Origin of the sequence: Pseudomonas sp. Z1-14, from assembly GCF_051132005.1 — a bacterium.
Taxonomy (GTDB): Bacteria; Pseudomonadota; Gammaproteobacteria; order Pseudomonadales; family Pseudomonadaceae; genus Aquipseudomonas.
The window spans coordinates 3,323,555-3,347,414 of the sequence record NZ_CP071646.1; the positions used below are offsets into that span (position 1 = coordinate 3,323,555).

Here is a 23,860-nt window from a genome sequence, read left to right on the forward strand (position 1 = left end):
CCGAGTAAATCAAACCGGGGCATTGGAAATGGAAGCCAGCACGCCACCGCTTTTTGAGCGTCTACCCAAGGACCTATTCCGGCCCTTAGCAGCGACCAACAATCTACGTTATTGGGATCTTCTATGCCGACTAATGATAGAAATGTGGGGGGATGGCGGACGCTCTCCCGGTGAAGAAGCTCCCAAAACAACAGTAATTCGCGCCATTGAGTCTTTCCTCGTGGCGGACGATCCATGGGAGGACGTGGAAAGTCCTATCACTATCCGCGCCCACGGCATCTTCAACTTTTTTTGCGAGAGCGGATGGCTCAGCCAACGTCGCCGTGGTGTCATCGATCACGTCACGGTGCGGCCAGTCGTCGCCCAATTTTTCACAGTTCTGATCGAATTTGCTCACCACAAGCCCGAGTTCCTTGGCGGCAAGGTTCGATCAATCTTCCTCAACTTACGCGAGGTCTCTGCCGGGAAGGCTCCCGAACTCTATCCCGAGGCCGCCCGGCAGGCCAAGCAGTGCATGGCGCACATCATCAACACCAGCTGCCGCGTTCAGGACTTGATGGACGTACTCGTGACCAAGACCACGGCTAGTGAGTTCGTTCGAGGCTTCTTTGAGGAATACATCGAGAAAGTTTTCATTGCGGATTACAGCGACTTCCGCACCAATAACCATCCACTGCAGTACCGATCTGACATCGTCAGCCTGACACTCCAGTTCCAGCACGATACCAATCTGCGCCAATCCTTGATCACGTGGTATGCCGAGAAGCAGGCAGATGGTGACCTCCTGCGAGCAGAGGCCTTGTACGAACGGGACACCCGTTTGCTTCTGCGCTTACGCGATGTCGAGGAGCATCTGCGTCGGCTGGATGAAGAGATTCGCGTGGCGCATCAGCGCGCCATGGCATTCTTCGAGTACAAGCTGCGATCACCGGGCAACTTCGACAAGCTGATCGACCAGGCCATCAGTGCCGCGAAGGTATTGGAGGAAGGCCATATTGCATTACCTGGCATCGCAGGGATCTATCACGCGTCCGAGTTTGGTTTAGCCAAGCCCCGCACACCGCTGCGAGAGCATGTATCGACCACGGTCGCAGAGATCGTCCCGACCATCGAGGAGCTCGCCAAGGAAGCGCTCCGGCAGCGGATGAACGCTGATCGCAACGTCACGCCCTTGAAGCTGGCCCAATACGTGGCGCGGCATTTAGGCGACCAGAGTGCAATCCGCTCGGATGAGTTGAATATCGATTCGATCCTTGATCTCTGCTGCTATCAGCGACTGCTGCTGATTGCCTCACGCGACGGTTGTCCTCAGGGCAAACGCAAGTCGGATCCCCACCTGCAGATGGTTCCGGGTATGCACGTCACATTCGTGCCCGAAACCAATACGAGGAATGAATACATGGAGCATCAACAGTTCGTGATTCGAGTGGGGAGGAAGTGATGGTCAGCTGGGAGCGATTGTCAGAACAGACGCAAGGTGAGTACGTGGTCGCCGACTTCGAGAAAGCGGCCTATCGGCTAATCGTGGAGCAGGTGCTATATGCCAGCGACCGTTTTAGCCGTGTGTCGTATCACTTGATAGTCAAGCATTTCACGGCATACCGAGACGTCTTGTCCAAGTTGGGCATGAGCCTGATACACAATCATCACCATTCCTATGTAGCCGCTATTCCAACCCACCAGGTTGCCGAGAAAATGCGCCTTAGCGAAACCCGTCTGGCGCTGGTGCTACGCCGCCTCTACGACGACCGGATGCAGTCGGCGGAGATCACTGACGGCGAGGCCTATATCTCCCTCGAAGAACTGGAACGCGCCTACAAGGAGTGGCTCGGTCGGGAGCTTCCCGAGCGGGGTGATCTACGCGAACTGGCCGTTGCCCTAAGACGCTATGGACTGGTGCGAGTGCTGGACTCCGAAGACGGACAGCCCTTCAAGATTGCGATTCGTCCTGGAATCGCTGACGTGTTGGGGGAAAGCGCATTGCATCAGTTGGCCGCGCATGCGCCAGAACTGGATGGGGAGAACGACATTGAAGTTGCTTGAGAACATCGCCCTGGTCCAGTTTTTCCTTTACGAGGCAAAGGACCTGGAGACCGGCATAAACACCGCCTTTCTGGGCCCCAACGGTACCGGCAAGTCCGCCCTACTGGATGCGATCCAAGTGGTCATGCTTGCGGCCGACGGCAACCGCACGCACTTCAATGCGGCCAGCGAAGGCAAGAAGCGCTCCCGTACGCTGCGGGACTACTGTCTCGGGTCTTACATTCCAGGCGGTAGTTCCTACGCCCGAACGTCCGCAAACACGTACGTGGACCTAGTGTTTCGCGATGCCAAGACCGGAGTTCCCTTCACTGCGGGGGTTTCCCTCAGTGCTCACATTGACGATCCGAAGGCAGAGGTTAACGGCCTCTACATCCTGCCCGGCGTCGCAATGACTGCGAAGCACCACCTGCAAACTGAAGGTCCGCGTGAGACGGTAATGCCGTGGCGTGCTTTTCAACACATGGCGACCGATCTTTGTCGGCTCGAAGCGAAGACCGTGCCGGTGTTCACCCAGAACCGCGACGACTTCGTCCGACGCCTTATAATCGATCACTTGGCGGGGCCCGGCGACAAACCGAATTCGCAGTCTCTTCGTGCCGCCTTTGCGCGCTCACTCAAGCTCAATGAGGACATCACCGATCTGAGCGAGACACTGCGGCAACACCTGATTGAGCCTATGCCTACGGGGGTAAAAGAGTTTCGGGCCCGCCTGGACGAGGTCCGTGACCTACGCGATCTCATCACGCGACTTAAGGAGCGAATCGATCGTGCAACCGAGGTTGCCGACAAGTACGGGGTAGTCAGGCGCGAGCGCACCGCCGACGCAAATCTGGCAGTACTCAAGCACACTTACTCCACCGAACGGCTAGGCGAAACGTTGGACTCTGCCGAGGCGGAAATAGAGAAACTGACTGAAGAGATTGAGCGGGCAAAGCTGGAGTTAGTTCGCTCCGAGGCCGAATCAACGCTGGCTATTGAGGCACGAGACCGGGTGATTGCCGAGCTCAACCGCGATCCCGATTTTCGCAAACAAGCTGGCCATGCTGAGAATCTGAAGCAACTGGAGTCAACGCTTGGACAGAGGCAAGCTCAACTTCGATTGCAGTTCCTCGCTATGTTAGCCGCGCTGAGTACAGCCGCCGACTTGCCAGACATGGAAGCCCACCGTAGTGCATTCGAAGGAGCGGCTTCGCAGGTGCGAGACCTGGAGCGTATACACGATGACGGCAAGGTCCCTCCAGCAGTTGCGATTCAGGCTACCCTTCGTTCCATGGCTCAGGCCTACGATGTGGTACGCCGCGCGGTAGCGGAGGCCGAAGCAGAGCATAAGCTTGCGACTGAAAAACGCCGCGAGGCGATGATCGCCCGTGAACGTGCCAGTCGCGGACTTACGTCTCTACATCAGTCCACGATGCAACTGATGGGTGTGCTCTCCGATGCGGGTATCGACGTTACTCCCGTTTGCGACTTGGTAACTGTTTCGGACCCCAGCTGGCAGCCCGCCATCGAGTCCTGGCTAGGCCGGCACATTGAGGCCTTGCTAGTTCCTGCTGAGAAAGAGCTTGATGCGATTGCCATCTATCGCAGCAAGGCAGCCACCGGCATTTACGGCGTAAAGTTGGCCCTACCGTCCCGTACCCGTGAATGGCGTGCTATGGGCAATGAGCAATATGCGGCAGAGCTAATCCAGGGCAAGAGCACAGAGGCAGTGCAATACCTGCAGGGCGAGCTTGGCCGTACGGTGTTGGCCGAATCGAATGAGCAGCTTCGTGCTGGCGCCAAGGCGATTTCCAAGGAAGGCATGGCCAGTTCGGGCGGCGGCATAGAACGCCGGCGCCTCCCGGGTGCAGGCGAGCTACGGCTCGGCCGCACTGATAGTGGCGCGATGCGCCAACGGGCCGAACAGGATCTCCAGGTGGTAGAAGAGCGACTAAGAATAACGACTGCTGCCGTAGACCGGCTGTTGGCTGGTCAGCAAAAGCTGGCGCCGTTCGCGGACGCAGCGGTGCTGCAGGGCACCCTCGAGAGCCAGTTTTTGGTCGTAGCCCAAACGGCTGGTGCCACCGCGAATCTGAGGTCTGCGCTCGAAAGCACACAGACTGATTCCCTGGCCGGATTGCAGGCGAGGAAAGTAGCGGCTGATAGCAACGCGGTCAACGCCCGAGAAAAGGAATTGCAGTGGACTAGGGAGGTTACCCGTCTCGGAGAGAAGTTGACGCATACAAACACCCACGTGGCGGGTCTGCAACAGCAACTGGAAGTCGAATCGCTACGGGAGCGAGAATGTCGTCAGAACACGCTCTACAACGCGAACGAAGTGGAGCGCCACCGTGCCAGACTGGACGAACGCCACAGGGAGAATTGGGCCCAGAAGCTGTCCAGTCTGGACCGTGCACTCCAGCAGGCGCGCTCGGCAGCCGATAACGCGGACCGTGAAGCATGGTATTTGTTTGCTAACTACACTCGGGATTACAACCTTCAAAACATCGACGTCAGCAATGGCGACTGGTTGCGCGCATTCGAATTCATCTTGGCCGAACGGCAGCGACTGCAAGACTTGGAGTTGGCCGAGCAGGAGGAAAAAGCCGAAGAGGCTTACCAGGCGGCAGTGAAGGTGTTCCGCACGGACGTAGCACAGACACTGCTCACAGGGTTCGACCGCATTCAAGAACAGATTGACGGTCTCACATCAGTACTGAAGTCGGCACCCGCTTTCTCGAACAACGAACGATATGAGTTCAAGCACAAGGTGGTTGACGAACACCGGAGCCTTTACGACTTCCTTCGCCGAGTGCGAACACAGGGTAGCTCAGAAGACGACCTCTTCGGCGGACCTGGAGATATCCCGGAGGAGTTCCGCATGCTGGTAGAAGGAGACAGCAGTTCACCACTCTTGCACGAAACCAGCCCACTCAATGACCACCGCCGATTCTTCAGCTACGACATTGAGGTCTTCCAAGATGGCACCTCGGTCGGATGGCTCAGTAAGCGCTTCGGGCCGGCATCTGGCGGCGAGCATCGGACTCCGGTCTACCTTATTTTCGGGGCGGCGCTCGCAGCCGCCTACGGCAAGTCCAAGGGAAGTACGGCGGGCGGCGGGATCATGTTGTTGGATGAAGCATTCGAGAAGATGGATCCGCAAAACGTCCGAGCCACGGTCCAATATCTCAACGCACTGGGCCTGCAATTAATCATGGCCGGCCCCGAATCCGACCAGGCCAAGTTGTCGTCGTTTCTGAGCATCTATTACGATATGTCCCGCTTCGGGTCGCGGAATGTGCAGTTCAAGAAGAATATAGTGCTCGACGGCGCCCGTGACCTATTACAGAGCGACAATTTCTTCGTCAATCCAAACTTACTACAGCAGGAGATTGATCGTCTTACCGAGGCCGACAATGTCACTGGCTGACTCCGTACTTGATCGACTCCTCTTGCGGGGCGAGCGCTCCCGGCTAAGCGGAAATACCCGAGTCCTTCGCGAGTCGTTCAAGTCCTCTCTCTCCCCTTACTGGCAGCAGAGCCTGGACGAGCGTGACCGGATGCACGTTCACATGCAAGCAGCCTCGTCGGCGGGCGCTATCAGGCTTGAATGGGCCCGACAGGGTGGAGATGACCGCCCTCTTGATGCAGTCGTACTCCAGGACCTCGACAGGCTGGCGGCGTACCTGGGCCGCTCCACCGTAAATGCGTCCGTTGCTCAAGCGGGGAACATCCTTGCACCATGGAGCATGAATGGTCGGGTGGAAGAGTTGCTCGATTGTTGGAGGCGTCTTAAACAGGTGCGATCACTAGGGCCAAACTCCGCTGCAGACTTTGCTGACGCCTTGCGCGTTCTCGACAGCATGGCCGTCGCGAGTGAGGACCGCATCGTACGCCAGCTCAGCGTTCAGTTGTTCCGCGACTCCAAGCGTATTGAAGCGCTATGCAAGCATCTGGATCTACTCACGTCCGAAGCGCTGAATGCGCCGGCAAGGCACTGGAGTGAAGTCTTTGGCGCTATCGGACTTTCCAAAGAACCGCAGCCGTTTTTGGTCTCAGGCATCGGAGCGCTCAGACTCGCCGGCGGTATTGATTGCCCGATTGTCCGTCCGTTCGTAGGAGTGGCAAACACAGCGGTACATGGTTACTCAGGTACTCCAGCATGGCTGCTATCGATCGAAAACTTGACTACCTTTCACCAGGCCGCGCGCGCACTTGGCAATACACGGCAAGGAATTGTCATCTATACCGCAGGCATGCCTTCGCCCAGTTGGGGCAGAGCCTATTCCCATATACTTTCGTCACTCCCAACTGATGCTTACGTTTACCACTGGGGCGATCACGACGAGGGCGGATTCCGGATTGCAGCACGGGTGGCACAGTTTGCAGCCGTGGTCGAGCGCCACCTCAAACCGTGGTCCATGGACGCATCACAATGGGGAAAAAGCGGCGAACCAGCCAAGTCTGACCAGCATCGCTCTATGATCAAGAGCGCAGAACGAGCGGGATGGATCGAGCTAGCCTCGCGGATAAGCCCAGTGCTGTTTGAGCAGGAAGGCCAAACGCTTCTTTTACCCCCTTGAGAATTGCGAGCCGTCCTTAGATGCTGGGTGAAGGCACGAAGCGGAAAACAGCCTGGAGTGTAGTGATCAACTAGCCCCTGAAATCGAATCAGTATTTTCATTAAAGAGAACCAGGAGATAGACGGTCAATAGTAGAAACATCGCAAGCATAGCCAAAACAACCATCAGCTCACGACTATGTTTCGCTACCCACGCGTCGAACCCTACGAACCCCTCATACACCTGAACATGTGCCACCCCATCGCTGTACCCGATGTGGACCCCCTCCTTCTTGAGCGCTTTGAGGTCACCCTCAAAATAGATCCAGAGCCTGTAGACGCCATTCTGCACAATCGACGGAATAACCACGCTGCTGGTCGGCTCGTCCATCACCGTATCACTGCGCGAATCATCTCTGATCTGGACCAGCCCCTTGGCAGGCAGTTTGATGTGTACATCCTTTACAACCTTATCGCCGGTGTTCTGCAGATGAATGTAGAGTCCCACCGGATAATTGTCGGGCCCTTTCTTGAAAGGGCCATCGAACATGTATAGATAAGGCGCTTGGCTCAGAGTCACCACCTTGTCGATCTGTTCATGGCTAAGGGTGTCATTGGCGATACTCTTGATACCGTCATAGAGATAGCCGTATTTGAGCTCGTCGTTCGCTTTGTCTACGCGCTCAGAAAATTGGCTCGGATAGGTCTGGTAATCGTAGGTAAGGTAAGCTTCAAGTTTAGTATCGTCCTTGAATGCCACATAGATTGCCGTGATTGATGCCAGACATCCGATCAAGGTCACCAGAGATTTTCCGACTTTTTCCCAACTCAACGTCTCGCTTCCTATACTCGTGATCATGGCAATTTCAGTTCGCTGGCTGAGCGTGCCAAGTTCCTCGTCCGAGGGCAAGCGCACTGACTGCACTTGCCGTGCATACCTCTAGCGCACCAGCATTTTAGACAACGACACAACTAAGATGCCCCCCAACAGTACAACCCGCACCACCCCGCCGAAGCGTCAGCTCGCGCTTAGTACCCACTCGCCCTGAATTAGTCAAAGAAATAGATAACTACCAGAATCATTTCGCATTTCGTCTGACTACGCGCCAGAATCGCTACAGCATGGAGGGGACCGCACAATCAATTCTGTGCCTCCTTTTCTGGGTGGGTCACTGACGATTGAGGCTTGGATTGTTATGGTCCAAGGTTCGGGGGAAGTGCGTTCAGAGTGAGCATCCGGGCCACCATTCTTGAAACTCTGCGTCAGGCGACCTGAATCGGCGTCATGGACCTGAGCACGGTCGCTTTACTCAACAGAATGAACGGGATCTGGAGTACATTGAGGGTTGAGCCGAAAGCATTACCCCGGCGAGAGACTCACGCTAAGCGTGCCGCAGAATAGATTTCCCGCGCAGAGCCCGGCGTCCCTTGTGAGCATTCAGACGTTCTCAGCCTCCCGTCATGAACGGCGGTTCACCTTGATAACGCCGCCGAAGGCTACCTTATGCTTGGGCTTGGCCAATCGAATAGCCTTGTGCTGACCATCCGCCGTTGTTTCAACGAGCATGCCGTCCATGACTTCCATCACAGTGAGTCCGGCAGCCAGCGCATTGATATAGGCCGTACTGATCGCGCCTTTCACCATGGCTGGAATTTTTTCTTCCTGCCGGCTCACCAGTTCATCAACAAACGTTTGATTGACTCTCATAACGAGCTCCGCATCCTAGGCCAGCACTGGCCAGCCATCGTGTTATTGCTGCGCTCTGGGACAAGCACCGCCCCTTCCTTGGAACGCATACGAGACGTGCTTGACCGTCGATGCGACATCAAACTTGTACGGAAATCACCACCCACGCCCCCATAAAGTCCGGCGTCTTCAGCAAGATCAATGACCAAGGGGTGGCAATTCCGGCCTCAGAGAAGCGAACTCCAGGGGTCACTGTTCGGTCATTCTGAATCAGCTTTTCCCCGCGATGATGACGACCCCAATCCGGTCTGCCAGATCTAGCACCGTGTCGAATGCATTCGAATCCTCGGTCAAGCTGCGTGACGCCCCCTGCGAATGGAGAGCACCGTCAGGAATCCGGTCACCGAAGAGCACCACCGCACGTGCCGAATCATCTTGTCGCGACACCCATGACAGCCCTTGCACATCCGGGTATTGACGGTGGATCGCCTCTGCCCATTTGCGCGTTGCGGGGTATTGATCCTTCTCAGTATCGATCAATTGCTTGCGAGTGACGCCCAATTTACGCAGTGGGACACTGGACAGATCAACCAGCTGCAGCGGCTGGCTAACCTGGACGACAGAGTGCACCTGCCCAGCTAGCTTACCTTTGTCAAAGCTCTTGAAACCAGCCGTGTGGGGAACGTCGTGAAAAATGGTTTCCATCAAGGCGCACTCGACTGTCGTGCCGCCATACAAGGTAGGAATCGCTCGATCCTGATCATCCTGGATTGGGCTGAAGCGTGCATTGCCGTGCACACCGGGATTGAATTGATCTGGCTGATACTTATCTTGATGCACACGATGGAGCACGTCGCCTTTAGCAAGAACCCTGAGAGTCACGTGCAGCGTAGCCGCGGGAACCGGGGTGATGGACGCCGCCAAATCGGTGGCCGGTGTCGCCATGTTATCGCTGGACTCGGTACGCTGCTTAGCCATGGACAATGCCCTGGATCTCATCCAGTGCGGCAGCAATCACCCGATCAGGCGCCGATGCCAGCAGGTCCTGGGGCCTTTTACCACCCAGAAAGCTGTTATCTGACCGGAACCAGTAAGCCAGACCCCAGCCGTCCTTGTGGCCACCGAAAGCCTCAATGACTTTGGCTAACGCCTTGAACGGCCGATAGCCCGCGTCCGGATCCAAGCCGTAACCCGGGAAATAGTCGACCCCACCATGATTGATAGCGAAGATCTGACCTTGCTTTTTCCACTTGTTGGGCTGGGCACTCGTGTTTCGGGTACTCAACTGGGCCACCTGCGCGATATCTGCGGAGGTCAACCAGTCACCGCTCTCCAGCACTGCTTTGCGGGCTTGTACCAGCATCGCCGCTTCCTTGAGCAGACGAGGCGAAGGCGGCTTACGCGTCACAAACGCCTCGGCCAGGCGCTCCAGTGCCTTCGGGTCCTGACGCTCCTGCAGCATCTCGTACATCGAAGAAGCCACATGGGCAAAGTTTTCCGCCAACGCTTCAAATACACCGAGCTTGATATGATCGAAAGACACGACCAGCACTCGATCCGCATGTGAGCGGCTCAAGCTAGCCCGCGCCTCCTTGGGCGTACCCACTAAGGTGGAGACGCCCGACTGCTCTGTAACGCTCATTGAAAATTTCCTCACCAGTTATCTACGTTATCTAATCTTAGCATAGCTTGGATAACCCTAGCTCTAACCTAACAAGAAGCGCTCTCTCAACACAACTTTTCGTAGCAGCGCACTGGCAAATGGGCGCATTGAGCAATACCCTGCCCGTACCGCCCCAACGTTACGAGCTGAAACATGTCAGGGATTGCCATATTTGAAAGCCCACGTTGGCTACGAGATCTTCTGCGCTTCTTGCCGCTGAAGAGCCAATTCGTCCTGTCCGGCAACATCCGCGACCTGCAGGCCAGTGAAGTGGCGCCCGGCACGGTGACGGCGCAGAGCTTCAACCAAACCCTCTGTAATGCCTTGCTCGATGCCGGCTACACCCAGGTCATCGTCTGGGATCCCGTGTCCGGTTTCCGGGCAATCGACAAACCCGGCTCCGCCCCAGAAGCCGGCCAGACGTTGCTTCAGGAACTTGGCCTGACTCCGGTAAATGGCGCAGCACCCGCAGGTATCGATCTGCTGGGCGCCACCCTGCCACGGCTGGTGGGTCGTGCTGGCGAACCTATCGCGCTGATCATCGATTTCGCCTCACGCCTGGTGGTTCGCAACGATTCCCTCAGCGCGGCTGAACACCAGCTCTTCACCCAGGCCCTGGTGCAATCCCATCAGGCTCGCAGCCGTCCGGCCACGGAGCTGCGCAAACCGTACTTCAATACCCTGCTCTGGCTGGTGGAAAAAGAAGGCGATTTGCCCGACTGGTTGCTGGTCGACAACCCGCGCCTGCGCCACATTCCCGTGTCCAAACCCGATCAATTGTCACGCCGTGCATTGGCACCGGCGTTGCTCAAAGGGCTCAGTGGCAGCCAGGGCGCCAGTGAGGTGGTCATGCATCAGGCTGTGGAAGCCTTCGTCCAGAACACCGAGGGATTGCTGCTGCTCGATCTCAGCGCCATTGCGCAACTGGCGCGGGTCGAGGGTGTAGGCATGGAGCAGATTGCCGATGCGGTGCGCCGCTACAAGATCGGTGTCACCGAGGACCCGTGGCTGAAGATCGACCGTCAGCGTATCCGGCATGCGGACGCGCTCGTCCACCAGCGGGTCAAAGGCCAGGAGCATGCGGTGACGCACATGCTCGACATCGTCAAGCGTGCGATGACAGGCGTCGGTGCCAGTCGCAAGGGCAACCGGCCTCGGGGCGTAGCCTTTCTTGCGGGGCCGACCGGCGTGGGCAAGACCGAACTTGCCAAAACGATTACCAGCCTGCTGTTCGGCGACGAAAGTGCATATATCCGCTTCGACATGTCGGAATTCAGCGCCGAACATGCCGATCAACGCCTTATCGGCGCACCGCCCGGCTACGTCGGTTATGACGTCGGCGGTGAGCTGACCAATGCTATCCGCGAGAAACCGTTCAGCGTGGTGTTATTCGATGAAATCGAAAAAGCTCACCCACGGATTCTCGACAAGTTCCTGCAAATCCTCGACGACGGAGTGCTGACGTCAGGCCGCGGTGATCGGGTGTACTTTTCGGAGGCCCTGATCGTGTTCACTTCCAACCTGGGGATCTATCGCCAGGGTGACAATGGCGAACGCGTTGCCAACGTCCTGCCGGGCGAAGCCTTCGAGCAAGTCCAGGACAAGGTGCACAGCGAGATCGACCGGTATTTCAAGCTCGTGCTCAATCGTCCGGAAATCCTCAATCGAATCGGCGAAAACATCATCGTCTTCGACTTCATTCGCGAAGGCGTTGCAGTGCAGATATTCGAACAAATGGTCAACGCCACCTTCGACGACCTGCAGGGACAGAACCTGTTTATCGAATTGGCCCCCCAGGCACGCCAGACACTGCACAGCCTCTGTCTGCAGGACCTGTCCAACGGTGGCCGGGGCATCCGCAACCAGTTAGAGGCACGCCTGCTCAATCCCCTGTCGCGGGCACTGTTCGATCAGGACGCGCAACCGGGCGAGCACTTCACGATCACCGAGTTGGACATCACCGGACTGAAGATGGAACGTCGCTGAACATGGACCTTAGCCTGTCGCGCATGCATTTTCCGGTCACTACCCTCGGCCCGGGGCGACGTATTGGCATCTGGTTCCAGGGCTGCAGCATCCGCTGTCCAGGCTGCATATCTGCCGACACCTGGGGCCCCGGGCACCGACGCTTGTCGCTAGAGCAACTGCTTGAACAGATACCCCCCTGGCTGCATGAGGCCGAAGGAATCACCATTTCCGGAGGGGAACCGTTCGACCAGTTCGACGCCCTGCGATCACTGCTCGAAGGCCTACGTCGGCTCAGCGAACTCGACATCCTGGTCTACAGTGGCTACTCCCTGGAGCAACTCGACGAGCCGTTGCTCCAGACCAAGGGTTTGATAGATGCCGTGATCAGCGACCCCTATATCGAAGCACTCAGTCAGACCATGGCCTTGCGCGGCAGTGACAATCAACGCCTAAGCCTGCTCACGCCACTGGGCCGGGCACGCCTGGGTCATTACGAACGTCCGCTCGAACCCACCGACAAGGCGCTCGACCTGATGTTTGACGAAAGTGGCAGCGTCTGGATGGCCGGCATCCCACGACGTGACGACCTATTGCGCTTACGCGATCTGCTGCATGAACAAGGCCATCATTTACAGATCAGCGCACACGCGTCGCGACGCCGCTGAGTGGAGCACACCTCATGATACGTTTCTGCCCTAACTGCAAAACCGAGCGCGCCCTCCAGGAAATGTTCTGCGAAGGGCTCATTCAGGAACAACCCTGCGGCTGGGACCTCGCTGGCGAACCCATTCGTGCCGCCGGTTGGCGGCCGCAAGCCGTCGTCACTGAGGAAACCTTCCCTCCGGTCAGTTCGACTCAGCGAAATGCCCCCGACCTGCTCTGCGAAAATGGTCACCCAATGGTTGATGGCGACCTGATGTGCCTTGAATGTGGCAGCTCACCTGCACAAGCAACGGCCGACGACGCCCAGCCAGACAGCAGCGAACCAGAGGGAATCCACCAGACCCTGATCGATGGTTGGCGGTTGATCCGTCAGATCAGCAGCACCGACGGCGTGCGAGAACGATACCTCGCCAAGCACGAAAAAACCGCACAACAGGCGGTCCTGACCCTGTATCGACCCGGAGCCGAACCGGACCCGGCGATCTATGATGTGATCCGCCGACTGCCACGCGAGCACGTACCCGAAATCATTGCCACCGGCCGTTGGGATGACCGTGCCTATGAGGTCATTGAACAACTCACCGGCGGGACCCTGGCAGAACTTGGCAGTGTGATCCGCGACAGCGACAGCGTGCACCATGTGGTCAACGAACTGGGCCTGGCGCTGCATGCTTTCAACGAGGCCGGCCTGCGCCATCGTGACCTGCGCCCGGCCAGCCTGCTGGTACGTTCCCGCGAACCGCTGGACCTGGTCATCAGCGGCTTCGGCTCGGCACGCCTGTCCGAATTCGACCTGGACATCGTGTCGCCACTGGAAACCAGCCGCTACATGGCGCCCGAAGCCATCGCAGGTGGCGTTGCGGCTGCCTCGGACTGGTGGAGCCTGGGCATGATCCTGCTCGAGCAACTGACCCAGGGCGCCTGCTTCGACGGCATCAATGCCAATGCATTTCTTATTCACGTGCTCGCCAACGGCGTGCCGATCCCCGACGATCTCGACCCACGTCTGAACCTGCTGCTGCGAGGTCTGCTGGCACGCGACCGTCATCAGCGCTGGCAATGGCCGCAGGTCGAAGGCTGGCTCAACGGCGTTGCGGTCGAGGCTCCGGCCTCTTCCGTCCAGCAAACCGACGAAGGTGAAGGCGCGACCCTACGGCTGGGCGAGCGCCGCTTTCACAAGCCCGGCGTATTCGCCCTGGCGGCAGCCCAGGCGGATAACTGGCAACAGGCCCTGGACCATTTGCTGCGCGGTGTGATCGTGACCTGGGCCGAGCAGGTCAGTCTCGCCCCCTCGCTAGTCGCCGGCTTGCGTCAGGTCGTTCAGCACGAGGGGATTGAGGACGACTTCCGTCTGATGTTGGCGCTGAGAATCCTCAATCCGGAAATCCCGTTGATTCATCGTGGCGACATCGTCACACCAGGATGGCTACTGGAGCACCCACTGGAAGGCTATCGCCTGATCAGTGGGTCGGTCCCGGACCTGCTTGAGCAATTGCAGACCGACAACTGGTTGTCGCGTCTCAAATCCCGCGCCGAAAACGTACGTCAGCGTGCCCTGCACCAACACATCGAGTTGGTCGAAGAGCAACTGCGGATATTCCTGCTATCGACCTCGCGAGCGAAGCTGTCCACGCAATGGCAAGAGCGCCAACGCCTGTTTCCAGACACCGACCATCCGGGACTGACCTCACTGTCGGAGCGCCGGGTGATCGCCGAAGAAGATCTGATCGTGCTGCTCAGCGCGGCGCTCAGTCAGTTTCGTTCGGGGGCCTCGATTGTAGAGACCGCCGCCGAGCTGGCCAGGGCTGCCGATGTCGGCTGGTTCGACTCGGACGCGGCGACCCAACTGCTGTTGCATTCACGACTTGAGCTGTACCGCAGTGTCGATCAACGCATCCAAGGTTTTGCCCGTTGTGGCGAGCCGGCGGTGGACGAGTGGGCCGAGCAGTTCCGCCTGGAGCGACGTATGCCGTTGGCCCAGGCACTGGTGTTGCTGGCTATCCCGCCCAGTCATTGGCTGGAACCACAGAAACAGCAGTACGTCTCACAGATCCTCGACTTCTACGAGAAGAAGGTGGTGACCGCAGTGATGCGCGGGCCACTGGTGCGTATGAGCATCGGCAAGACCACCGCACGGGTCGACATCAGTGAACTGAACAGCGAGCGCAGTCCGGCCGCGGCTTTGCTCGATCACCTGCTGCAACGTAATGCCCAGGCAGTGAGCCTCGACCCAGAGAGTTTTCAGCTCAACGGCCAGTTGGAATCGCGCCTGCATGCCCTGTACCGGCAAAGCGCGCTGTACAAACGCGACACCGGCATCGACGGCCTGTACCTGGGCTTCCCTTTCCTGCTCAATCGCGACCCTCGCGGCACCACGCGTACGCGGATCATCCCGCTCCTACTGTGGCCAGTGAAACTACTGCTGGAGCTGGGTGCTCGTGGTCACGCCGCCTTGGCGTTTGACAGTGAGCGTGAGGAAGTGCGGCTCAACCCCGCGCTGGAAAGCGTGCTCGGCGCCGAAACCTGCAAACGCTGGCGCAAGACCGCCGATGAACTGCTGGGCCGCTCGTCAATTCGCGCGGCGGATGTGATGGACGCCTTCGGCATGCTCGCCACCATTCGCTCACGCGCCCTTGGCAACCTGCCCGCCAGCACGGTGGAGATTGCGCCCTACCAAGACGAGCTGGACTGCGCGGCGGTGCTGTTTCACGTGACCTTCATGGGGCAAGCCATCGGTGAAGACCTACGCCAACTGAAAACCCTGTCGCCCACCGGTACCGGCCTGGAAACGGCGTTGCGCCTCAAGACTGCCGACGAAGCCGCGCACGAGGCACCGCCAGGCGAGCTGCAACGTTACTTCACCGTGGCCAGCGATCCCTCCCAGGAAGCGGCCGTGATCCAGGCCCGACAAAGCCCGGGGCTGCTGGTCGAGGGGCCGCCCGGAACCGGCAAGAGCCAGACCATCGTCAACATGGTCGCCGACGCCATCGGCCGCCAACGCAGCTTGCTTATCGTCTGCCAGAAACACGCGGCGCTTGAGGTGGTGTACAAACGCCTGGTCGCCGAAGGTCTTGGTCAACGCATCGTCATGCTCAATGACGTCAACCGCGACCGCGAGCCCGTCATCCGCAATATTCGCGAACAACTGGAAAGCCTGTTCACGAACGGCAGCCAGCCGCAGGGCTGGCAGCGCCAGCGCGAACAGGTCGCGGCCCGCATCGAGGCCCTGGAGGGCGAGCTCGACCGCTTCCACCAGAGTCTACATCGCCTGGATGAAAATACCGGCCTCAGTTATCGCAGGCTGCTCGGCGAGTTGATTGAATTGGAATCCGGCCCGGCCCCGCTCGAGTTTCCGGCCCTGCGCCAACGCCTGGCCTCCCTGGACCTCGCTAGCCTGACCCGTTTGGAGGAAAGCTGCGCCCCTCTGATTCGCCTGTGGTTGCCCGCGCGCTACGAAGGCAGTCCATTGGCCCAGTTGCAGTCGTTCGCCGCCGACCGGGCGACTTTGCAGGCTTTCACCGACAATCTGCACAGTTTCACCCAAGCCGAACACAACCGTCAGGCCACGCTGCAAGCACACCCTGCCAGCTTCGAAATCGACGACCCGGTGCCGTACCGTAACTGGATAGCGGCCCATGTCGCAGCCCTGCTCGACCTGAAGCAAGAGCAACGTCTGCGCCTTGCGCGGTGGCTACCGCTTTTCCGCAGCCGCGAAGCGGGCCAACCTCCACGGGGAGAGTCGATTCTCGGTGAACTACAGCAACTGGATCCGCAACTCGGCCAACTGGATCAGGACCACTACGCCCCCGCCTTGTCACCGGCCCTCTGCCTGCTCGAAAACAAGGCCCTCAGGCATCTGGATCAAGACTGTACCAAGGTTATGGCTACCCGGTCCTGGCTGGCGAATATCAATCCGCTGCATCTGCTGCGGCGCAAGCGACTGCGCAACTTCCTTCAGGACCAGGGGGAAAGCCGTGTTATTGAAGCACTACCCACCCTGCAGGCAGCCATCCGCCTTGAAAGCCAATGGCGACCATTGCGCGCCGAGCTGAGTACCTTGCACCAGGCGTTGGAACTGGAACCTGTGAGTAGGCAAGCCTGCCTGGAATTGATCAGCTTCGTGAAGAGCGACATCCGCCACCTCCTGGAAATCCAGTCGCTGGCCGTGGCGTTGGCGCAATCGCCCCGCGCCCGGCAGGCCGATGAGGCCGCCCTCGCCGGCGACAAGCAGCATCTCGAGGCTCTGCTCAGCGATCTCGATGCTTCGCTGATGCGCCATGGCGTCCGCCAATCCAGCCTCGAGCAACTCAAGATACTCGGCGACTGGCTGGGCGAAGAACTGGTGCAGCAGCTGCAGCATGCCATCGAGCACAATCTGAGCAATCAACTGTCTCTTGATCGGCTGCATGAAGCGCTGCCCTTCCTGGCCGCCTACCAGGCATTCCGCGGGCGCGCTGCTCAGTTGACAGCAGCCGACCTGGAGTTGCTCGCATTGCTGCGCCAACGCCAGGAACAGTTGGACAACATCGCGCCCGAGCAGCTTGAAGCCGCGGTGCGGCGCCTGCTCAACCGCGAAGCTCGACTGGGTTGGAAACACCGCGTCGAGCAAACCAATCCCGAACTGCTGTTCAGCCAGGACGAAGCCCGCGCCAAAGTCACCAGCCTCGCGCAAGCCGATGCGCAGATGCGGCTGCTCAACCGCGAGCTACTGGCGAAAGCCATCAACCTTGATCACCTGGGTAATCGCAAACAATGGGAGGATGTCACTCGCCTGACCGGCAAACGCTCACGACGCCTGCGCGAATTCATTGAACTGGGCAGTCACCTAGGCCTGATGAGCCTGCGCCCGGTGTGGTTGATGAACCCGGACGTCGCCAGCCGTGTGCTGCCGCTCAAGGCAGGCCTGTTCGATACTGTCATCTACGACGAAGCCTCGCAGATGCCGGTTGAGTTCGCCCTGCCGACCCTGTTCCGCGGCCAGGTCACTGTGGTCAGCGGCGATGAGAAGCAAATGCCGCCGACGGCATTCTTTTCCAGTCGCATCGAAAGCGACGAAGCCGAAGTGTTTGAAGGCGACGAACCTGATGAAGACGCGGATGAGGAACAGCGCGAAGCGTTCGAAGACACTTGGAATCGTCGCGAGATCAAGGATTGCCCCGACCTGCTGCAACTGGCGCGCAACGCCCTGCCCAGCACCACATTGCAAATCCACTACCGTTCGGCCTACCGTGAACTGATCGGCTTTTCCAACGCCTCGTTCTATGGCAATCGCCTGAACGTTCCGGTCCGTCACCCGCAGGCGAGCATCCAGCGCATCAAGCCGCTGGAGCTGATCCAGGTCGGTGGGCTGTATCAAAACCAGAGTAACGCCCAAGAAGCCGAACGGGTCGTCGAGTACCTGAACGAATTATGGCAAGAGCCTTACGACCAGCGACCCTCGGTGGGTGTCGTCACCTTCAACCGCAAGCAGGCCGACCTCATCGAGGAGCACTTGGAGCAGCGGGCAGAGCAGGATGAACTGTTCCGCGCCGCCTACACCCAGGAGCGCGAGCGCAGCGAAGACGGCGAGGACATGTCGGTGTTCGTCAAGAACGTGGAGAACGTGCAGGGGGATGAACGCGACATCATCATCTTCTCCTCCACCTTCGGTCGCAACAGCCAAGGCACATTCCGTCGTAGCTTTGGCGTTCTGGGGCAGACGGGTGGCGAACGACGCCTGAACGTGGCGGTGACCCGCGCGCGGCGCAAGGTGGTGATGATCACGTCGATGCCGATCGCCGACATCTCCGACATGCTCAACACGCACCGTGCCCCCAACAGCCCGCGAGACTATCTGCAAGGCTATCTGGAATATGCTCGCGCGCTCTCCTCGGGCGAGTTCAGCAGCAGTACCAAGTTGCTGGAGCGCCTGCAGACCGACCGCAGCAGTCAGCATCGTGAGCAAGGTCAGCAACGCGACGGCTTTGTCAGGCTGGTCGGTGAATTCATTCATTCCCTGGGATGGCAGGCCGCTCCCGCCAGTGAAGGCGACGCTTTCGGTCTCGACTTCGCCATCGAGCATCCAGGCACGGGCCTGTACGCAATCGGCATCGAGTGCGATGCGCCTTGCCATAATCTGCTGGAACGTGCCCGCGCCCGGGAAATTTGGCGCCCATCCGTGCTGCACCGCGCCATCCCGCACATCCATCGTGTGTCGTCGCAAGCTTGGTATCACAGCGGCGACAGCGAACGCTCACGGCTGCGTGAAGCAATCGAACACGCCATGCAAGCCGAGCAGCCGCTGCAGCCCAGCCCTACTTCAGTTGATACGGAAATCTGCCAATGAGTGGTCCCAAGGTCGTTCGCATTGTTACCCGCGAAGAAATCATCGCCATTTGTGAAGGCCACCTGCAACGCCTGGAACGCGCCGTGGACCGCTGGCAGACACAGGCCACAAGGCTTGGCGAACTCAGTGAACAGGAGCGCTCCGCCTTCTTGGAGCGACACACTCGCCTTCGCGCTCTGCTGGCAGAAGACCGATTGGCAGAACTGCAGAAGGCCGTTCCAGTGGAGATCGAGCACCTACACCGTGACTTGGAGGACCGTGAAGAGCGCGCGATCATTCGCGCTGCCGAACGACGCCAACGCGACCGACGCGTCCAGGAAAACGCAGAAACCCTGCTTGACGCTTTGCAAGCCAACCCCGAAAGCGTCGATCAGGCCTTGCTGGAATCCCTCTCCCGATTGGCCAGCGGTGCCAGTCGTGAAGATGCCGAACGTCTGCTGGCCGAGGGTTTCGGCCACTTGAGCAAGGCAAACGAGGAGCCAACCCTAAGCGATACCCAACGCGCCCTCGCGCAGCAACTCAAGCTCGACGAACCCGAGCTTTCCCTGCGCGAATGGATTGCGGCCCGGGAGCCGGATGCAACGCGCGACGTACGGTTGCTACGCATTGACCGCCACATCGTGGAGCTGCAACTGCTGCAAGGCGCTGAGTGTGCCGCGCCGTTCCTCCTGGCACTGGAACGCGCTGAAACGGAAGCCGATGCCAAGCGGCGCAACCTGCTGCTCGACAGCCTAGTACTCGACCTCGCCGCTGCCACCCGAAACTTCCAGAGACAGCGCGAGTGTCTCGAACAAATGCAGGATCTGGCCAGCGAAGTCAAAACCTACACAGGCATCGAACACGCGACCTTGCTCGGTCATATTGGCGCTTGTACAACCGACACCGAGCTCTCGGTAATGACCGGACTGATCGAGCAGTGTAAAACGCTTATCGCTTCCCACTTACAGGACCAGGCCGCCCTCGCCCGCCGCGAAGCCGTGCTCGGCGGGTTGGCCAGCCTCGGCTACGAAGTGCGCGAAGGCATGGCGACTGCCTGGGCAGAAACCGGCAAGGTCGTGCTGCGCAAGGCCGCTACCCCCGGCTACGGAGTGGAAGTGGGTGGCAAAGCCGATAATGGCCGTCTGCAGGTTCGCGCCATAGCCCTCAGCAGCGATCGCGACAAGGCGCGGGATCGCGACGTTGAAACCATCTGGTGCGGCGAATTCCAACGGCTGCAAGCCTTATTGAAAGACAAGGGCAGCGAGTTACTCATCGAGCGTGCGCTTTCGGTAGGTGAGGTTCCACTTAAAGAAGCGAATATTTCCGAGCCGAGCGTAGAAACAATCGCTGGTCAGCAAAAGACACTTCATAAATGAATCGCTAACTCAATCCCACTGCAAGCTGTTGCCTGCATGTGCTGCCGCCTGGGACTCAGAAATGCACCGCTATGGCGGCACAAACAGTGGGAAAGCGAGCCAGCCTGGAATGAACGGCGCGCTCAATTCCGGCCACACCAACCGCAAGTGATCGATGGACTGGGGACTTGCATCGCATCGACGCTAAAACAACGCTCAGGGGTACTTAGCGGGGGCAACGGTTTGGCATTGCGCTCAAGACGTCGCTGGTCGCGTGGATCGATTCCCTTCGCGATCAGCGCCCTGGCAACATCACGCAGAACGCGAGCATCGCGTAGACCTATTTCAGGATAAGTACCGAGCGAAATACGAGGCTGTTTGCCCGCCCAAGAAAAACGGAAGTGCCAGCTCTTGGTGCCTTTCGTATTGACGAAAAGCGCAAGGCCATCAAAGTCAGGAAGGGTGTAGTTTTTTGCGCGAGGCTTGGCGTGTCGGACCGCCGTAATGGTAAGGACCATCGTACTAACTCCATTCATATGAATGAAGAAGTGTTGTACGGCTTTCAGAGGGTCAAGCAGCTCTAAAAAATGATTTACCAAGCATCGAATTGATGTACTAAATAATGTACTAAAAAATCGTGGCTATTGGTGTATCAGAATGGACTTTACTGGAATAAAAAAAGAGGCCGAAGCCTCTTTTTTTGGTTTCTACACACTTCAATGGAAGCCTATAGAAAAATAATTGGAGCGGGAAACGAGACTCTTATCTGGCGTCCGACTCATTGAAATCTAAGGGGTTTCTTTTCTTGCCGGAGCAGGAAAAGACTTAATTCTGGACTTGTTTTTCGGGTGCATCAAGAGCAATTCCAAGGCGAGCTACCGACTTCCTTACCCTATCCTGGGATCGCTTAAGCGCCGCTACCCAAGAGCTCCGTCGCTCCTCGGCGCCCACCGTATGCCAACTGCTTTCCTGGCCCCAACCACATCATGTTGTAAGCGTCCGCCCAACACACCTTGTGTGATTAAACGGGCGTCCACCTGTGTGGCAACAGCGCGGTAATCTCACTCGCCCGCTGCGTCGGCAGGCGTGTAAGAACATCCTTCAAGTAAGCATACGGATCATGCCCGTTGAGCCGCACCGACTGGATCAAACTCATGATCGCCGCCGCACGTTTACCGCTGCGTAACGAGCCCGCGAACAGCCAGTTCGAGCGCCCAAGAGCCCACGGCCGGATTTGATTCTCGCACCAGTTATTATCGATGGGCACAGCACCGTCATCGAGATAGCGCGTCAGCGCTACCCAGCGTTTGAGGCTGTAATCCAGCGCCTTGGCGATGGCCGAACCCTCAGGCACAAGCTGTCTTTGGGCGATCATCCAGGTATGAAGTGCGTCGGCGATTGGCGCCGCTTTTTCCTGCCGTATTCGCTGCCGATCACTCAGCTCCAGCTCTCGGACTTCTCGTTCAACTTCGTACAATGCCGCGATGTAGTGCAGCGCTTTTTCGGCGACCTGGCTCTTGTTGGTCGCGTGCAAATCGAAGAACTTTCGGCGTGCATGGGCCATGCAGCCGATTTCTGTAACGCCCAGTTCAAAGCCTGCCTTGTAGCCGGCAAAGTCATCGCAGACCAGCTTGCCGTTCCAACTGCCCAAGAAGGCTCGGGCATGTTCGCCAGCGCGGCTCGGGCTGAAGTCGTAAACGACCGCCGCTAGGTCGGAGAACTGACTGGTGGCATAGGCCCAGACGTAAGCGCGGTGAGTTTTTTTCGCGCCAGGCGTCAGCATTTGTACCGGCGTCTCGTCGGCGTGAACGACGCCGTGCGTCAGCACGGCTTCGCGCAGCGCATCAACCAGCGGTTGAAGTTGCACGCCGCAGTTGCCCACCCACTGCGCCAAGGTCGAACGGGCGATGGGCAGCCCGGCGCGGCCAAAGATTTTCTCTTGGCGATACAGCGGCAGATGGTCGGCGAACTTGGCCACCATGATGTGGGCCAGCAGGCCTGCGGTCGGGACGCCTTTGTCGATGACGTGCGCCGGTACCGGCGCCTGGATCAGCGTTTCGCACTGTTCGCAGGCCCACTTTCCACGGATGTGGCGCTCGACGGTGAACACGCCGGGCGTGTAGTCGAGCTTTTCGCTGGCGTCTTCGCCGATGCGCTTGAGGGCGCAGCCGCACTGGCAGTGGCTGTTGTCCGGTTCGTGATGGATCAGTGTGCGAGGAAACTGCGGTGGCAGCGGTGCGCGCTTGGGTTGCTGGCGCACTTTGGCTTCGACAGGTGCCGGTTGCAGCGCCTCAAGTTCGGCTTCGATAGCGGCGATATCCGTATCGATCAAGTCGTCGAGCAGGCTGGCTTGATCCGGGCTCAACTGCTCGCTGCGCTTGGCAAATTTGAAGCGTTTGAGCAGCGCGATCTCGTGGGCCAATTTCTCGTTGACCGACTTGTGATGAGTGATTTGCTTGTCCATCGTCTCGACGCGCTGGATCAACTGCGCCGCCAAGGCACGCAATTCTTCAGGGTTTAATTGATCGAGATTCGGATGCGAAGTCATGCAGCCGATTTTGCCAGAGAGGGCTAGTGGCGGCGATAGACTGATGGGCCAATTGCGCTGGCAAGCGCACTATGGCAGACAAGTTAGAGCACCGTGATAGCTCCTCCGGAACCGACGCGTTGCCAAGGTAAGCCGAGCACCAAGGCTTGAAGTTGCTCTGCATCCAACTCGACTTCAGAGCCGTGCCGCACGCCCGGCCAAAAGAAACGTCCTTGATTCAAGCGCCGGGCTGCAAGCCAAATCCCCAAGCCATCATGCACCAGCACTTTCATGCGATTGGCACGACGGTTGGCAAACAGATAAGCACAGTGCGGCTTCGCCGCACCGAACACCGCCACGACCCGCGCCAGCGCAGTTTCAGTGCCGGCGCGCATGTCCATGGGCTCGGTGGCGAGCCAGATGGAGTCGATGCGGATCATCGCAGCAGGTCTCGCAGGAAAGCAGAACACGCCGCTGCATTTTCTGCCGGCCAACTCACCACGACTACGCCTTTTGAATGCGGCACTTCGATTCGGATCGTGGCAGGAAGGGCCTGATGCATCGGCACCGGCGGCGGTGTCTTGACCGGGATGAAGGCGGTTTGAAGTGTCAGGTTTTTCTGCGCATGCACGCGTATCCATTTATGGACGAGGTTGGCGTTGAGATTGTGGGTCAACGCGACATTGGCGATCGAGGTGTCAGGCTGAGCGCATTCGGCGATGACCTGGGCCTTGAAGGACTTTGAATAGGAACGGCGTTCTTGTGGCATAGGCGTCCGCTTAAAAAGGCTAAAAATGGTGTCCACTTAAATTTAGGTGGACACCATCGCCTCAAGCGACGGTGTTAGGAAGGTGTGTTGCCCGGACGGTTACATCATGTTGGCAGGCCCGCCAAGGGAAATGCCCACACAAAGGCCGTACGCCCATCCGGGAGATGCCCACTCTTCTTGCCGGTAATGCTGGATGCGAAAACACGATGCCGTACCCTTCGAGCCGGTCGCGACCATGAGCGTGTCATCCCAGCATCGCCGTAAAGCTGGTTAGCCCCCGCACCTCCTGACAGAGTGTCGTTACCGCCTCCACCGTGAATGTAAGCGTCCGCCCAACACAC

Annotated in this window: 16 protein-coding genes and 1 pseudogene; 8 read left to right on the forward strand and 9 right to left on the reverse strand. The window is 58.6% G+C overall.

Annotated features, from left to right (window positions below; translation table 11 throughout):
• Positions 1 to 28: 28 nt before the first annotated feature.
• The 4 genes from J3P89_RS14875 (at position 29) to J3P89_RS14890 (ending at position 6,605) form a co-directional block, all read left to right on the forward strand.
• Positions 29 to 1,441, forward strand: a complete 1,413-nt coding sequence (locus J3P89_RS14875; protein ID WP_177091793.1) for a Wadjet anti-phage system protein JetA family protein — start codon at positions 29 to 31, stop codon at positions 1,439 to 1,441.
• Entirely contained in the window at positions 1,441 to 2,043 is a 603-nt protein-coding gene (locus J3P89_RS14880) for a DUF4194 domain-containing protein (protein WP_046482107.1), read from the forward strand. Before J3P89_RS14875 ends, J3P89_RS14880 begins: the two co-directional genes overlap by 1 nt.
• On the forward strand, positions 2,000 to 5,452 hold the full coding sequence (locus J3P89_RS14885; protein WP_434694644.1) for an SbcC/MukB-like Walker B domain-containing protein: 3,453 nt from the start codon (positions 2,000 to 2,002) through the stop codon (positions 5,450 to 5,452). The genes J3P89_RS14880 and J3P89_RS14885 overlap by 44 nt, the downstream gene beginning before the upstream one ends.
• Before the next feature lie 130 nt (positions 5,453 to 5,582).
• Positions 5,583 to 6,605 (forward strand): Wadjet anti-phage system protein JetD domain-containing protein, encoded by a 1,023-nt coding sequence (locus J3P89_RS14890; RefSeq protein ID WP_434694645.1) that lies wholly within the window; start codon positions 5,583 to 5,585, stop codon positions 6,603 to 6,605.
• 66 nt (positions 6,606 to 6,671) lie between these two features.
• On the opposite strand, the gene J3P89_RS14895 is transcribed toward J3P89_RS14890, so the two are convergent.
• The 4 genes from J3P89_RS14895 to J3P89_RS14910 all read right to left on the reverse strand — a co-directional run bounded on the left by J3P89_RS14895 (position 6,672) and on the right by J3P89_RS14910 (position 9,912).
• Positions 6,672 to 7,499, reverse strand: coding sequence for a hypothetical protein (locus tag J3P89_RS14895; RefSeq protein WP_434694646.1), 828 nt, complete (start codon positions 7,497 to 7,499; stop codon positions 6,672 to 6,674).
• Positions 7,500 to 8,042: 543 nt separating this feature from the next.
• The gene (locus J3P89_RS14900) at positions 8,043 to 8,291 is read right to left on the reverse strand and encodes a hypothetical protein (protein ID WP_434694647.1); all 249 of its coding nucleotides are present in this window, start codon (positions 8,289 to 8,291) and stop codon (positions 8,043 to 8,045) included.
• A gap of 249 nt (positions 8,292 to 8,540) precedes the next feature.
• Entirely contained in the window at positions 8,541 to 9,248 is a 708-nt protein-coding gene (locus J3P89_RS14905; protein WP_434694649.1) for an RES family NAD+ phosphorylase, read from the reverse strand.
• Positions 9,241 to 9,912, reverse strand: coding sequence for a hypothetical protein (locus J3P89_RS14910; RefSeq protein ID WP_434694650.1), 672 nt, complete (start codon positions 9,910 to 9,912; stop codon positions 9,241 to 9,243). Before J3P89_RS14910 ends, J3P89_RS14905 begins: the two co-directional genes overlap by 8 nt.
• 174 nt (positions 9,913 to 10,086) lie before the next feature.
• Here J3P89_RS14910 and J3P89_RS14915 point away from each other — a divergent pair, with 174 nt between their 5' ends.
• From J3P89_RS14915 to J3P89_RS14930, 4 genes are read left to right on the forward strand one after another with little or no spacing between them, the layout of a single operon-like run.
• A complete protein-coding gene (locus J3P89_RS14915; protein WP_434694651.1) occupies positions 10,087 to 11,919 on the forward strand; it encodes an AAA family ATPase in 1,833 nt (610 codons plus the stop codon).
• Positions 11,920 to 11,921: 2 nt separating this feature from the next.
• A complete protein-coding gene (locus J3P89_RS14920) occupies positions 11,922 to 12,566 on the forward strand; it encodes a 4Fe-4S single cluster domain-containing protein (protein ID WP_434694653.1) in 645 nt (214 codons plus the stop codon).
• Between the two features lie 14 nt (positions 12,567 to 12,580).
• A complete protein-coding gene (locus tag J3P89_RS14925) occupies positions 12,581 to 18,889 on the forward strand; it encodes an AAA domain-containing protein (RefSeq protein WP_434694654.1) in 6,309 nt (2,102 codons plus the stop codon).
• Positions 18,886 to 20,244 (forward strand): hypothetical protein, encoded by a 1,359-nt coding sequence (locus J3P89_RS14930; RefSeq protein ID WP_434694655.1) that lies wholly within the window; start codon positions 18,886 to 18,888, stop codon positions 20,242 to 20,244. The genes J3P89_RS14925 and J3P89_RS14930 overlap by 4 nt, the downstream gene beginning before the upstream one ends.
• A 230-nt stretch (positions 20,245 to 20,474) precedes the next feature.
• Here J3P89_RS14930 and J3P89_RS14935 read toward each other — a convergent pair.
• The 5 genes and pseudogenes from J3P89_RS14935 to J3P89_RS14955 all read right to left on the reverse strand — a co-directional run.
• A pseudogene (locus J3P89_RS14935) lies at positions 20,475 to 20,741 on the reverse strand (Arm DNA-binding domain-containing protein); the annotation flags it as partial.
• Positions 20,742 to 21,244: 503 nt separating this feature from the next.
• A complete protein-coding gene (gene tnpC / locus J3P89_RS14940; protein WP_434694656.1) occupies positions 21,245 to 22,771 on the reverse strand; it encodes an IS66 family transposase in 1,527 nt (508 codons plus the stop codon).
• An 83-nt stretch (positions 22,772 to 22,854) separates the two neighbouring features.
• Complete coding sequence (tnpB, locus tag J3P89_RS14945; protein WP_017279403.1) at positions 22,855 to 23,190, reverse strand: IS66 family insertion sequence element accessory protein TnpB; 336 nt, start codon at positions 23,188 to 23,190, stop codon at positions 22,855 to 22,857.
• Entirely contained in the window at positions 23,187 to 23,519 is a 333-nt protein-coding gene (gene tnpA, locus J3P89_RS14950) for an IS66-like element accessory protein TnpA (protein ID WP_434694657.1), read from the reverse strand. Before tnpA ends, tnpB begins: the two co-directional genes overlap by 4 nt.
• Positions 23,520 to 23,623: 104 nt before the next feature.
• Complete coding sequence (locus J3P89_RS14955) at positions 23,624 to 23,860, reverse strand: hypothetical protein (protein ID WP_434694658.1); 237 nt, start codon at positions 23,858 to 23,860, stop codon at positions 23,624 to 23,626.

What these genes read in the sequence shown, in the direction of transcription:
- J3P89_RS14875 (WP_177091793.1), top strand. Translation starts at nt 29, where the DNA reads ATGGAAGCCAGCACGCCACCGCTTTTTGAGCGTCTACCCAAGGACCTA.
- tnpB (WP_017279403.1), bottom strand. Translation starts at nt 23,190, where the DNA reads ATGATCCGCATCGACTCCATCTGGCTCGCCACCGAGCCCATGGACATG.
- J3P89_RS14905 (WP_434694649.1), bottom strand. Translation starts at nt 9,248, where the DNA reads ATGGCTAAGCAGCGTACCGAGTCCAGCGATAACATGGCGACACCGGCC.
- J3P89_RS14915 (WP_434694651.1), top strand. Translation starts at nt 10,087, where the DNA reads ATGTCAGGGATTGCCATATTTGAAAGCCCACGTTGGCTACGAGATCTT.
- tnpA (WP_434694657.1), bottom strand. Translation starts at nt 23,519, where the DNA reads ATGCCACAAGAACGCCGTTCCTATTCAAAGTCCTTCAAGGCCCAGGTC.
- J3P89_RS14920 (WP_434694653.1), top strand. Translation starts at nt 11,922, where the DNA reads ATGGACCTTAGCCTGTCGCGCATGCATTTTCCGGTCACTACCCTCGGC.
- J3P89_RS14925 (WP_434694654.1), top strand. Translation starts at nt 12,581, where the DNA reads ATGATACGTTTCTGCCCTAACTGCAAAACCGAGCGCGCCCTCCAGGAA.
- J3P89_RS14890 (WP_434694645.1), top strand. Translation starts at nt 5,583, where the DNA reads ATGCACGTTCACATGCAAGCAGCCTCGTCGGCGGGCGCTATCAGGCTT.
- J3P89_RS14885 (WP_434694644.1), top strand. Translation starts at nt 2,000, where the DNA reads ATGCGCCAGAACTGGATGGGGAGAACGACATTGAAGTTGCTTGAGAAC.
- J3P89_RS14880 (WP_046482107.1), top strand. Translation starts at nt 1,441, where the DNA reads ATGGTCAGCTGGGAGCGATTGTCAGAACAGACGCAAGGTGAGTACGTG.
- J3P89_RS14900 (WP_434694647.1), bottom strand. Translation starts at nt 8,291, where the DNA reads ATGAGAGTCAATCAAACGTTTGTTGATGAACTGGTGAGCCGGCAGGAA.
- tnpC (WP_434694656.1), bottom strand. Translation starts at nt 22,771, where the DNA reads ATGACTTCGCATCCGAATCTCGATCAATTAAACCCTGAAGAATTGCGT.
- J3P89_RS14930 (WP_434694655.1), top strand. Translation starts at nt 18,886, where the DNA reads ATGAGTGGTCCCAAGGTCGTTCGCATTGTTACCCGCGAAGAAATCATC.
- J3P89_RS14910 (WP_434694650.1), bottom strand. Translation starts at nt 9,912, where the DNA reads ATGAGCGTTACAGAGCAGTCGGGCGTCTCCACCTTAGTGGGTACGCCC.